This window comes from Hydrocoleum sp. CS-953 (genome assembly GCF_002260545.1).
Lineage (GTDB): Bacteria > Cyanobacteriota > Cyanobacteriia > Cyanobacteriales > Microcoleaceae > Trichodesmium.
Map to the genome: position 1 here is coordinate 1 of NZ_LGSU01001425.1, position 12,792 is coordinate 12,792.

Genomic DNA, 12,792 nt, shown 5'->3' on the forward strand with positions numbered 1-12,792 from the left:
TGACTGCTGATAGCTAACTGCTGACTGCTTATTAAGTAGTTTCTGGAATTGGAAAAGCTTCTCCCTTTAAATAAGCATCAAAATACTTCAAAAAATATCCGAAAAATAATAACATCTCCAATAAAAAGATAAAATAATGAATATTATAGATGAACTAGATGATTTTATCAGTCAGACATGCATAGGCAAAAGAAATAACAAGAGCCTTGGCGGTAAAAATGATTTTGTAGGGAAAATCATACCATGAAGTCAAAGAATTATTAAAGGTTTCTCATAGTTTTATTAGCCAATGGAAAAACTAAGCACTTTTTCATGGCGTAGAAAGTTTAAAGCTTCAATATCAAGGAAAACAAGGTTACTTAAAGCCACAAGAAAAAGAGAAAACAATTGACTGGTTGAGAGAACAAGATTATCTGAGATTATCAGACAATTCTAACTATTTACAGAAGGAATATAAAGTGGTTTTTGAGTCCAATCAAAGTTATTATAGCTTACTCAAGGAAGCAGAAATAACTTGGAAAAAAACTCAAAAAAATAATCTAGCTAAAAATGATAAATTAGTGAAAGTAAAAAAAAGAAATAGAAGAATTGTTGGCTAAATGGCAACCAGAAATAGAAGCTGGAAACATTGCAGTGTTTATGATTGACGAATATCATTTGCTATGGGGCGACATCTTAAGTTATGCTTGGGGAAGAACAGACACAAGAAGAGAAATTCCCATAAAAAATCAAAAGGAAAGACAGACTTATTATGGAGCATTAGATGATCAAATCAAAGAATTTATTGTTCAAGAATATAGATGTGGAAATACGGAAAATACTATTGAAGAATGTTAAATATTTGCAATAACAAAGACCAGGAAAAAGATTGGCAATATTTTGGGATGGAGTAACTTATCATAGTTCTCAATAATTTCGAGAATATTTGATAGCAATTAATCAAGAAAAACCCGAAGAAAAATGGTTGATAAATTGTACAAAATTTGCCCCGAATGCCCCGGAGCAAAACCCGGTAGAAGATATTTGGTTACAAACCAAAAATTTCATAAGACAATTTTATCATCTTTGCAGTTCTTTTAAAATAATTAAGTGGCTATTTAAGTTTTTTGCTGATGGTCAAATATTTGACTTTCCTAAACTTTTTCAGTATGGAATTTTGCCACAACCTATTTAGGACTGCTATATTGTTATACCTCAAGTGTTCTTAGTACAGATATGCCTATGCTAGTTCCGATACTATTTTGCTAACATTTGTTAACAATGCACAGTAAGATCAACTTACTGAGGGGGTATCTCCCAATGTGGTAGAAAATTGCTCTACCACGCTTTTTATAAAGATTCCACGTGCTCCGTTTAAGTCGCGCTCGAGACGAAAACCATCATTACCAGTAACAACTTTTTTGCCACCTAAGTTATTCAGGATTTCACCAGTCCAGCTAACAGTTTTGCTAGTGTAGGCTTCACTTACATCTAAGACGATTTTGTTATATTCACCAGCTTTATGTTTCAAGAAAAGTTCAAATCTGTAATGTGCCCAATTCAGCATTTGCCTGACTGACTTACTTCTGAGTTTTCTGCTTGATTTGGTTGTCATCTGAGAAACTTCAAAAGTTGGCAGTAAAATCACATCAAAGTTTTGAACTAGAAATAAAGCTGTTTTATGGTGCATTTCCGAAATGAGATTTCTCATCTTTAATCTCATTCGATTGGCTGCTTTTTTCATGCGTTGCTTGGTTTTAGATTTAGCCTTCGTCAATCTAGAGATTAAATCATCTAAGTGATAGCAAAGTCTTTGGATTTTTCCAATATCGCTCCTACCTATCCAACCAAAACTATTTTCTGAAAATAGCGTTAAAAAGTTTCTCACTCCAGGGTCTAATGCTACAACCCGACCTTGATTTTCAGTCGGATGTTTTGGTGCATCAACTGGCAAGCAAAGGTAATATTGTCCTCCGGCAACAACTATTCTGCAATCTCCAAAAGTCTCAGGTAATGGCTCAGAAAATTTGAGTAACCCAAGCTTAGTGTGGTAAATACCTTTTGTTGATACTGCCGATTTAGGTATGTAGCAAGACTGAATAGGATTTTTACGAGATTTGAATTTAAGGAGCTGTACCTGTCCTGTTTGAGAATACTTAACTTTTGCTTCTCTGACTGCTATACAAGCATCACGAACAGCAATAGATTTTATCTGGTAAGGAACAGGTTTAGACCACTCAGGTAAATTCTTCAAAATCCCACCCTTGATTGCTTTCCAATTAGCCTTGGTATCAGGTTGTTGAAGGTATTCAACGGTTCGGTTATAGGTAAACCTAGCCACACCTATCCATTGTCTGAGTAGTTGCCTTTGTTCACGGCTGAGGTAAATCCGAATCTTCTTTGATTTTTTGTTTGTACTTTCTAAGTCCGTGGACTCTACAGGAGAATATGTGGATGATCGAGAGAACATCGGCGACCATTTCTGATTCTGGACAATATATAGCTGGCCCTTGAACCAGGATTTCCCCACCGTTTTGTTCGACCAAATACTGTATAAGCTCGAATCCAAATCTGGTAAGTCTGTCCCGACAGGTAACAATAATTGTGAGCTTATCGCCTCGCAAGAGTCTGTCCAGTATGGCTCTAAGACCTTTTCGCTTGAAGTTAAGTCCACTGCCAATGTCTTTGATGATTTCGGCCTTTGGGTACTCGCCTTCCATGAACTCAACTTTTCTTTTGAGGTCATCTTTTTGTTTTGCTGATGAGACTCGGCAGTAGCAAATAAGGGAAGCTCTAGTTGCACCCCTGATGTAAGATTGTGCGTTATACAATCTTTGCCCTGCCTCGTTTTTGNTTTCGCTTGAAGTTAAGTCCACTGCCAATGTCTTTGATGATTTCGGCCTTTGGGTACTCGCCTTCCATGAACTCAACTTTTCTTTTGAGGTCATCTTTTTGTTTTGCTGATGAGACTCGGCAGTAGCAAATAAGGGAAGCTCTAGTTGCACCCCTGATGTAAGATTGTGCGTTATACAATCTTTGCCCTGCCTCGTTTTTGATGATTTCGATTTTGCCTTCATCTGCATAAAGAGCGTAATGTATTAGGATGCAAGCCAAGTATTTCTACGGCTTTCCTAAGTGAAACATAACCCATAATCCTATCTTGACATATAGGAGCTTATGTGAATATAAGTTAGCAAATAGATAATAGTTAGTCAACCTCCAGCTTTAGGAATATGATTAACGAAGTCAAAAGTCAGAAGTTGTTTTTATAACGGGGATTTTCGACAACCCTCCAAAAACATTTCGCCATTTAGGCGGAGTTTTAGACCCAGTTATTTTGACCAATATAAATCAAGCATTCTGAGAAATAATCATTTTGCTAGTTTTCGGAAACTATAAATTTATATAAAATACTAAAATATTTGCTATATATTCTTGACATCAGGAGGCAGGGAAATTACGAATGATATATATTAACTTTATGCCTGTAATCTTTNAGAAATAATCATTTTGCTAGTTTTCGGAAACTATAAATTTATATAAAATACTAAAATATTTGCTATATATTCTTGACATCAGGAGGCAGGGAAATTACGAATGATATATATTAACTTTATGCCTGTAATCTTTAAAAACATTGCTAAACCTTACTAATTACTTAATAATTCAAGTTTTGAACTAATTGTAATATTAGTTTTATTACATGGTATTATCATGGTGTATGCAGTCAATTACTAAGTACAAATTTATTCTTAATAAAAAATCATCAGTATCTAGTCTTCAAACATAGTTTTGATTACTTTAGATCGGGAAATACTTCTTGGACAGCAGGATGAACCAAAACATGGTCTTTAACATTCAATCCCTTAGCCAATGCTGGATTCATTTCTAAAGCTTTACTACCATAGTTGGCTAACTGCAATACATAAGGCAAAGTGCTATTATTTAGTGCTTGAGTAGCTGTCCAGGGAACTGCCCCAGGCATATTAGGTACTCCATAATGTACGACACCTAATTCGACATAAGTAGGATTTGTATGAGAAGTAGGATGTAGAGTTTCCACACAACCACCTTGATCCACAGCTACATCAATAATCACAGAGCCAGAACGCATCTGTCCTACTAAACTTTTAGGAACTAATACTGGAGAACGACGACCAGGAACCAAAACTGCTCCTACAAGTAAATCACAATCTCCTACTGCTGCTTCTATAGCAGAAGAACTACTATATAGTAACTCCACCCTTGAACCAAATAGGGTTTCTAGATAAGCTAACCTTTCCAAACTAATATCCAAAATTTGTACTCTTGCGCCCAAGCCAACAGCAATCTTAGCTGCCTCCGTACCAACTACCCCTCCTCCTAGAATTACAACCTTGCCAGCGGTAACACCAGGAACCCCGCCCAATAGAACACCTCTACCACCTTGTTGCCTTTCCAAAAATCTTGCGCCAAACTGTACAGACAAACGTCCAGCTATTATACTCATAGGAGTTAACAAAGGTAATCTTTTGTCCGATAGTTCTACCGTTTCATAGGCGATCGCCATTACACCACTTTCAATCAACCTTTCGGTTAACTTCCGATCCGCAGCTAAATGTAAATAAGTAAATAATAGTTNCACCTCTACCACCTTGTTGCCTTTCCAAAAATCTTGCGCCAAACTGTACAGACAAACGTCCAGCTATTATACTCATAGGAGTTAACAAAGGTAATCTTTTGTCCGATAGTTCTACCGTTTCATAGGCGATCGCCATTACACCACTTTCAATCAACCTTTCGGTTAACTTCCGATCCGCAGCTAAATGTAAATAAGTAAATAATAGTTGTCCTGATTTGAGAAATTCATACTCTGATGATAAAGGTTCTTTGACCTTAACTATCATTTCACAATTCCAAACTTCTCCAGCATCTGATACAATATTCCCTCCGGCTTGAAGATAATCATCATCACTAAAGCCCGCACCTAATCCGGCTTCTGTTTCTATGAAAACCTGGTGACCAGTTTCAATACAGACCCTGACACTTGCAGGAGTTAGTCCTACACGGAACTCTTGATCCTTAATTTCTTTTGGGATACCTATTTTCATCCATCATCTCCATTTATGTACTAGGGAATTATATTTTTCACCACTTTACTCTAACTTAAAATCAATTAGCTATATGGCTTATAGAACCCCTAAAGGGATCTATTTAAAAACAGAGGAGGGAGATGGGGAGATGGGGAGATGGGGAGATGGGGAGATGGGATGTATTAGATATCTCCCACTCATCCAATCATCAAATCAATTATTACCCATTTTTTATCAATTACTTTTCCCTCCAACCTATTTTCTGGAGATACGCTTAGGGGTTCTATAGATAGCAGTCTCTAAGGAAATAGCAAAAAATAAATTATCTAATTTAAAGAACTATACCTGGTAAAGTTTCGCTGCCTAATTTGCCTACGACCTACGGACGTTGCAGACAACATCTCTACAACCTATCCCACTATTGTAAAAATGCTTATTTACTTAGGGCTTGCTGAAAAAGTCTTTTTGTGCTTGGCAGGGAGTAGGGAGTAGGGAGTAGGTAGGGACGTTGCATAAGGGCGTCCGTACAGAGTCAAGAGGAATCAGAAGTTATAGAATACTTACTCGGAAAAATTATCTCTTAACTTGGGTGTCTCTACCTTGATACTAACTTTTTTAGCCTGATCAGGCTAAAATCTGGTACTTTTTCACCACTTAAAAAGCCTACAACCTTTATCTGTAAATGCTTTGATATTTAATCAGCAAACCCTACTTAAGTAAAATTTTCCTGAAAAGCTGGATTTTTCGTTTTTATCTTTAACAATATTTAGGCTTTTCAGCAGAAATATTATTAGTGGGATAGGTTCTACCTAGTTTTTATATTTAATTGAGAGTAATTGTATATTTTTTTTTAAGTCTCTAACTGCAACACCTACAATTTTTCCGGAGCTGTCTAAATTTTCTTGGCAACTTAGATTAAGAAAAATAATTTGTCAACCCCTAGACATTTGTTGACTTTCCAGTACAATCAAGAGCAAAAATTAAAATCAATAACTTAGGACATTGAGGGAGGATAGAGCCATCAATCAACAATTACATTCAATAGGAGAAACCGAGAAGCAAAATTTATCCCCTGTAAATCAGTCAATACTGAAAATTTGGGGTCCTTCTCGTTTACAAGGAAATATTAATATTAGTGGTGCTAAAAATTCAGCACTTCCTGCAATGGCAGCAACACTACTTTCTTCAGGGGTTTGTCGTTTACGTCAAATCCCATGTCTAGCAGATATTAACACAATGGGAAAAGTTTTATCTGCGCTGGGAGCAAAAATAAAACAAAATGGTAATACTTTAGATATAGATGCGAGTAATCTAGATAATCCTGAAGCTCCTTATGAATTAGTGAGAAAGTTGCGTGCCAGCTTTTTTGCTATAGGTCCTATTTTGGCTAGACTGGGAGTTGCTCGTGTCCCACTACCAGGTGGATGTGCTATTGGTGCTAGACCTGTTGACCTTCATGTTAGAGGTTTACAAGCTCTAGGAGCAGAAGTTCATATTGAACATGGTATGGTTAACGCTTATATCAGTGGTAGTAAAAAAAAGTTACAAGGGGCTAAAATTTATCTTGACTATCCTAGTGTTGGGGCGACTGAAACTTTAATGATGGCTGCTACCTTGGCTGAAGGAGAAACAATCATTGAAAATGCAGCTCAAGAACCTGAAGTAGAAGACTTGGCTAATCTATGTATAGCTATGGGTGCTAATATTTTTGGTGCAGGTACAAAGACTATAGTNTAAAAAAAAGTTACAAGGGGCTAAAATTTATCTTGACTATCCTAGTGTTGGGGCGACTGAAACTTTAATGATGGCTGCTACCTTGGCTGAAGGAGAAACAATCATTGAAAATGCAGCTCAAGAACCTGAAGTAGAAGACTTGGCTAATCTATGTATAGCTATGGGTGCTAATATTTTTGGTGCAGGTACAAAGACTATAGTAATATCTGGAGTACCAAAGCTACATTCAGTAGATTATACTATTATTCCTGATAGAATAGAAGCTGGTACATTTTTAATAGCTGGGGCAATTACTAATTCAGAGATAACTATTTCACCAGTAGTGCCTAAACATTTGAGTGCGGTTATTTCTAAACTTCAGTCAGTAGGAGTAGAAATTATACAGGAAAAATTTGATAGTTTACGCATTTTACCTGGTGAAATATTGAAATCTACTGATATTGATACTCAACCATACCCTGGTTTTCCGACAGATATGCAAGCCCCATTTATGGCTTTGCTAAGTGTCTGTTCTGGCAGTAGTTCTGTTACAGAGACAGTATTTGAGAATCGTATGCGTCATGTTTCGGAACTAAATAGAATGGGTGCTAATATTAGGGTCAAAGGAAATCATGCGATTGTCCAAGGAGTACCTAAGTTATCTGCTGCTCCAGTAATTGGGACTGACCTGAGAGCTTCTGCCGCCTTGATTTTAGCAGCCTTGGCAGCAGAGGGGGAAACAACATTTCAGGGTCTACAACACCTTAATCGAGGCTACGAGGAAATAGAAATTAAATTGCAAAAATTAGGAGCAAAATTGCAGAGGGTAGACCAAGTTAAAGAAAATGAAATTTCCCCTGCTTCTGTCTAAAAAAATAGGGCTATTTCATTCTAGATATGGGCAATGAATTTACTGCCTTTTAGCCATCAGAAGTTCAAATTTAGTAAGGTTGAAATTACCCATTTTTGTGAACACACAAAAATATACTTTTGAGAATGAAATAACCCTGATTTATACCATTTTGATGTGAAGCTGCACAGAGTTATAAAGTTCATCAAATTCTCTGTATTTATCTACGGTCAACTCTGATTAAAGTTTTATTCTATGCAACTTCATATTAATTTTGTATTAGAAGATAAGTAGGTAGAAAAAATTATTTNTGCCTACCACCGCCAAAATATTAAATTAATTCTGTCTAGGTACTTACTCCTTGCTTTGAAAAATTTTTAGAAATTTTTTTTCAAACTTATCCTAATGAAATACACATTATTTACCTAGATAAAGGGCGTGTCTATCTAGGGAATAACTTGTCTATTCCTAATAATCTTATTTTACTATTTCAACCTCCCTATTGCCCAGAAGTTAATCCCATTGAAAAAATTTGGCAAGAGATCAAAAAATTATTGAAAAATCCTGTCTTTGATTCGTTGGATTTATTACAAAAAATCTTGAGAAATATATTAGCTGGATTTAGTCAAAAATACATCGCTTCTATTACAGAATATGATTTTATTCTTGAGGAATTATCTGTAGCCGTACTTGAGGAAGTTTGTATTATTTATATAGAAGCCATTTGGTATCTTGACAAAGGTAAAGCTAATAGCTCGTTAATTATTAATTATTCGGTAAGTTCTGAAGAAAAATGACATTTGTTCACCTCAAACCATAAAGATAGAAGCCATAAATTTAGTTTTGGATACTTGAATGAATTTAACTTCAAAATCAACTGAATTTTAACCACTTTGTTGATTAAAAGCAGACCATGAAAAAGTTAGAATCAATTTTCTCACAAATATAACCCTCAGTGGGAATCTCTGTGAATAGAAAATTGCACCTGGATAATTAATTTATCAAAGTAAAAATGAAAGAAATTTTTGAAATGTAATTGTTGGGTTGTCTATATTTGACCAAAAAATCAGGTCAATACCCTCACCTTTTAAGGGGATGAAAAAAAATTAACTTCAATATCTCCAGGCTCTCTCTTCAGCCAGACTTACTAATAACTGATAACTGAAATGACTGGACTTGTATTAACTAGGGCTTGCTGATTAAAGATCAAAGTATTGACAGATAAAGGCAAGTGCCTTTTTGAAATGTAATTGTTAGGTTGTCTATAGAAGCCATTTGGTATCTTGGCAAAGTTGCGAGTTTTTGGCTCAGGAGTCAGGAGTCAGTCCTCAGAAGTCAGGAGATTAAGAAATAAAATAGGGGAAAAAGGTAGAAAAATGCCCCCACCTCCCCACACTTCCCACACTTCGCACCCCCATCATGTATAAAAAAATAAATACCAAATGGGTTCTATAATTTGACCAAAAAATCAGGTCAATACCTTCACCTTTTAAGGCAGGGCTATTTTATTCTTGCTTAAGGCTCCTGGGGAGCAGGGGAGTAGGGAGCAGGGCAGAATTTTCCACCCTTTACCCACAGGGCATCCCCAATATTCATCAATTATTCTTAAAGGTTAAAAATACGAAGAGTTTTGATTTGAGGCCATTGAACCAGATATTTAGACAGAGTTTAATGACACTTATCGACTGAAAAATCGGCACTGATATGGCTAATTTCTCTATTTTCTGCTCCTAAACATCTCCCGTTCTCCTTAAATTGTTAACNTTATCGACTGAAAAATCGGCACTGATATGGCTAATTTCTCTATTTTCTGCTCCTAAACATCTCCCGTTCTCCTTAAATTGTTAACTCACAATACTTTTGAAACGGCCCTACCCCTTTTCAAGGGGATGAAAAAAAATTGAAGTAGCAGTCAGCACTCAGCTAGCCTCCTAGGTCTGAACTTTCCTACGGAATGCTGCGCAAACGTTAACAGCAGTCAGCTTATTCAAGGTGTATAATGGAGGATTAAAACCCTCACGCAAAGCGCACCACTAATTTTTTCAAACTCTTGTGGGGGACTTAAACCCTCGAATTTTTAGCGCTCCTGCTAAATGCTGTTTGCGCAGCATTCCGTAAGGAAAAGCTGATAGCTAGTTAACTTCAATATCTCCAGGCTCTTTCTTCAGGCAGACTTACTAATAACTGATAACTGAAATGACTGGAGTTGTATTAACTAGAGCTTGCTGATTAAAGATCAAAGTATTGACAGATAAAGGCAAGTGCCTTTTTGGGTCGAAAAAAGTGCAAGAAGTTCGGTCTCTAGAGCTGCAAAAAGTTAATATTTAGGGCAGACAAGGGCAGAAAAATCAAGGCACAATTCTTCCTCCCACCACCTCTATAATTCCCATTTCTCCTGACTCCTATACGGGCGATTCACGTTTCGCCCCTAATGATTGCTGACTCCTGACTCCTACCCTGACCATACATACTTTTTTAGCAAACCCTAACTATAAGATGCAAAATATTTTTATATTTGATTGTGCTAATATATAATTGATATGCTTAGACTGAAGCAAATATGGCTTTGACAACAACACAACTAATTGGTTTAAAAGCCAATCATTTTCGGCATCCCTTAGATTTAGAGGCAACAAATGCTTTAAAGCAACTTCCTGGTATAGACTTGTTAGTTAGACAGTTGCTAGGTCCATTAGGTGAGCAATTTTTCTATATGGAAAATATTGCATCTAGTGTTCTAGTGAGTGAAGCACAATTGCCAAATTTACATAAAACACTATTAGATGCTTGTCAAGCACTCGACCTAGAACCACCCCAATTATACGTTCGTCAACATCCTGTGCCTAATGCTTATACATTTGCTATGCGAGGGAAGCAACCTTTTATTGTTGTTCATACATCTTTGATAGAGTTGCTCAACTTAGAGGAAATCCAAGCAGTATTAGGTCACGAACTAGGACATCTCAAATGTGAGCATGGAGTATATCTCACCTTAGGTAATTTAATTGTACTTGCTGCTGGACAAATTTCGACATGGGGTGGTATAATAGCTCAAAGCTTACAAAGCCAAATACTAGAATGGTTAAGGTGTGCCGAATTTAGTTGTGATCGTGCAGCACTTCTGGCCACACAAGATCCTAAAGTAGTTGCATCAGTTTTGATGAAGCTAGCTGGTGGTTCTCCAACCATATCACCAAAACTTAATGTTGATGCTTTTTTAGCCCAGGCAAGAGCTTACAATGAATTTAGTAATACAGAATTGGGTGAAGTTTTAAGAGAACTTCAAACAGCCCAGTTAAGTCATCCATTGCCTGTATTGAGAGCTAAAGAAATTGACAGATGGGCAAGTAGCAAAAAATATCAGGATCTGTTGCAAAGTTTAGCAAGAGATGTGTACAATAAAAAAAGTAAGGGCGGGTGGCGAAATTGGTAGACGCACCACACTCAAAATGTGGCGACTTCGGTCGTGAGAGTTCGAGTCTCTCTCCGCCCATAGTAATTTATTTGAGAATTGTATATTCAAGGATAATAATATGGCGAAACTAAAAAGATGGGAATCTCCCCGTCAACAAGGGAGAAATATTAAAGGCAAAGGGGGAACTGCAAGGTTAAGACAAATCAAAAAGCAGCAAAAAATACTTAGAAAAAAATTAGACAGTCAAGAAAAAGGGAACCATGGTTCCTTTTTTTTATTTGTTTGCTAGGTTGGCGACTGCCTGAATAGTATTCAAATTTTCGCTATTTATTGTTATATCTTTGAGCTTGTATATTAGGACAAACAGTCTCTCTTACCTGATTAGTTGATGGCTCCTCTTGCCAATGCTGAAGAATTTCTTGTAACTCTCCTTTTAAGTTTTCTAATGCTTCTATCTGAGAAGTAATTTCCTGGACTTTACTGGCTAATTTTTGCTTAACCTCTCTACAGGGTAGTTCACCTCGATCTCTAATGACCAAGATTTCCGAAATTTCCCTTAAGCTCAAACCTAAAGATTTTGCTCGTTTAATAAAACTCAGTCTGCCAAGCACCGACTCTTCAAACAAGCGATAACCAGATTGAGAACGTTCTACAGAAGGTTTTAGTAAACCCATATCCTCATAGTAGCGAATAGTCTTAATTGGCAAACCACTAACAGCAGCAACTTGTCCTATTTTCATGGAGGATAAATTATTTCTGAGTTATGGAAAATGCTTTTTATTTCTATTGAGAATTGGTAGTTGTGGACGAGATGAATTGGGAGGCAGATAATATTCTGGAACAGGAGTAGCTTGGTCAAAATGAGAACGCTTTAGGAAGCAGAAACGCAATATGATTGCCACTCCTACTGTTCCCATCCCTAGACCAAATAAAGACCAACTTGAACCAACACCACCAATTACAGCATCAACAGCTCCTACTGTGACTATAAAGCTTACTACTGGATCTTTTCGATAAGCTATTTTCAGGATTCTTGGCCATAAAGCGTTCATCATAAGTTTAATTTAATGTCATCTAGACTTTCAGTATATTTTGTTCTGCTCAAGGGAATTAAGTTAAGAATCTTAGTCTCTTAATCTTAGTTATGTTAACTTAATTAACTATACTTCCATCTGAAACTTGAAATCCGTAAATTAGTTTTGATTTTATCTCAACATTGTTTTAATATCCGCACCCTCTGGCCAATGAACTATTGTATGTATGGCACAACCAATCTATAATTGCGGTTTCACAAAAGTATGAATTTTTCAACTAAATGGGATTAGTTCTGATCTTCACATTAACAATATTTTATCCATATAATGCAATTATCAAAGATAATGCTCCTAAATAATATTGGCTATGTTTTCACTAGCAGTGGCTCAGAGAATAGGAATTTAATCTATAATATTCTCAATTTATAGCGCTAGGGAATAGGGAATAGGGAATAGGGAATAGTAGACTAATAAAGGGTTTTAGGATTTAGAAATGTCTAATACCTTAACGCGTAGCGCTATATCAAGGTATTAGACATTTTCTCTTATTCCTAAGATTTAGGAATTTTTCAGCGTTTTAAATTTATAGAAGCCCTAACAGTATCTTTACAAAAGTGAGGATTAGGAGACAGGAGACAGGAGTAAGAATTTCGGTGAAATAGAATAGGTAAAAAAGTATAAAAATAGCCTCTATATCCCCATCTCCTCATCTCCCCATCTCCCCATCTC

General features: G+C 36.4%; 6 protein-coding genes, 1 tRNA gene and 5 pseudogenes. 6 read left to right on the forward strand and 6 right to left on the reverse strand.

The window, feature by feature from the left end:
* Window positions 1–136 precede the first annotated feature (136 nt).
* A pseudogene (locus AFK68_RS29255) lies at window positions 137–1,174 on the forward strand (IS630 family transposase).
* A gap of 99 nt (window positions 1,175–1,273) precedes the next feature.
* Here the strand turns inward: AFK68_RS29255 and AFK68_RS29260 are convergent.
* The 4 genes and pseudogenes from AFK68_RS29260 to AFK68_RS29275 form a co-directional block, all read right to left on the reverse strand.
* Window positions 1,274–2,449, reverse strand: coding sequence for an RNA-guided endonuclease TnpB family protein (locus tag AFK68_RS29260; RefSeq protein WP_143438410.1), 1,176 nt, complete (start codon window positions 2,447–2,449; stop codon window positions 1,274–1,276).
* A complete protein-coding gene (locus tag AFK68_RS35720) occupies window positions 2,352–2,810 on the reverse strand; it encodes an IS607 family transposase (RefSeq protein WP_246844534.1) in 459 nt (152 codons plus the stop codon). The genes AFK68_RS29260 and AFK68_RS35720 overlap by 98 nt, the downstream gene beginning before the upstream one ends.
* 965 nt (window positions 2,811–3,775) lie before the next feature.
* Window positions 3,776–4,599, reverse strand: an 824-nt coding sequence (gene ald, locus AFK68_RS29270) for an alanine dehydrogenase (protein WP_143438413.1), incomplete at its 5' end; no start/stop codon positions are given.
* 1 nt (window position 4,600) lies between these two features.
* A pseudogene (locus tag AFK68_RS29275) lies at window positions 4,601–5,069 on the reverse strand (alanine dehydrogenase); the annotation flags it as partial.
* 1,023 nt (window positions 5,070–6,092) lie between these two features.
* On the opposite strand from AFK68_RS29275, the pseudogene AFK68_RS29285 reads away from it, so the two are divergent.
* The 5 genes and pseudogenes from AFK68_RS29285 to AFK68_RS29305 all read left to right on the forward strand — a co-directional run.
* Window positions 6,093–6,784 (forward strand): annotated as a pseudogene (locus AFK68_RS29285) (UDP-N-acetylglucosamine 1-carboxyvinyltransferase); the annotation flags it as partial.
* Window position 6,785: 1 nt separating this feature from the next.
* Window positions 6,786–7,635: pseudogene (locus AFK68_RS29290) on the forward strand (UDP-N-acetylglucosamine 1-carboxyvinyltransferase); the annotation flags it as partial.
* Between the two features lie 356 nt (window positions 7,636–7,991).
* Window positions 7,992–8,411, forward strand: a pseudogene (locus AFK68_RS29295) (transposase); the annotation flags it as partial.
* Window positions 8,412–10,174: 1,763 nt separating this feature from the next.
* Window positions 10,175–11,047 (forward strand): M48 family metallopeptidase, encoded by an 873-nt coding sequence (locus tag AFK68_RS29300; protein WP_094677360.1) that lies wholly within the window; start codon window positions 10,175–10,177, stop codon window positions 11,045–11,047.
* Window positions 11,026–11,107 (forward strand) — tRNA-Leu (locus AFK68_RS29305). The genes AFK68_RS29300 and AFK68_RS29305 overlap by 22 nt, the downstream gene beginning before the upstream one ends.
* Window positions 11,108–11,352: 245 nt before the next feature.
* Here AFK68_RS29305 and AFK68_RS29310 read toward each other — a convergent pair.
* Together AFK68_RS29310 and AFK68_RS29315 are read right to left on the reverse strand one after the other, a co-directional pair.
* Window positions 11,353–11,769, reverse strand: coding sequence for a heavy metal-responsive transcriptional regulator (locus AFK68_RS29310; protein WP_094677362.1), 417 nt, complete (start codon window positions 11,767–11,769; stop codon window positions 11,353–11,355).
* 21 nt (window positions 11,770–11,790) lie between these two features.
* The gene (locus tag AFK68_RS29315; RefSeq protein ID WP_094677364.1) at window positions 11,791–12,081 is read right to left on the reverse strand and encodes a hypothetical protein; all 291 of its coding nucleotides are present in this window, start codon (window positions 12,079–12,081) and stop codon (window positions 11,791–11,793) included.
* Window positions 12,082–12,792 lie beyond the last annotated feature (711 nt).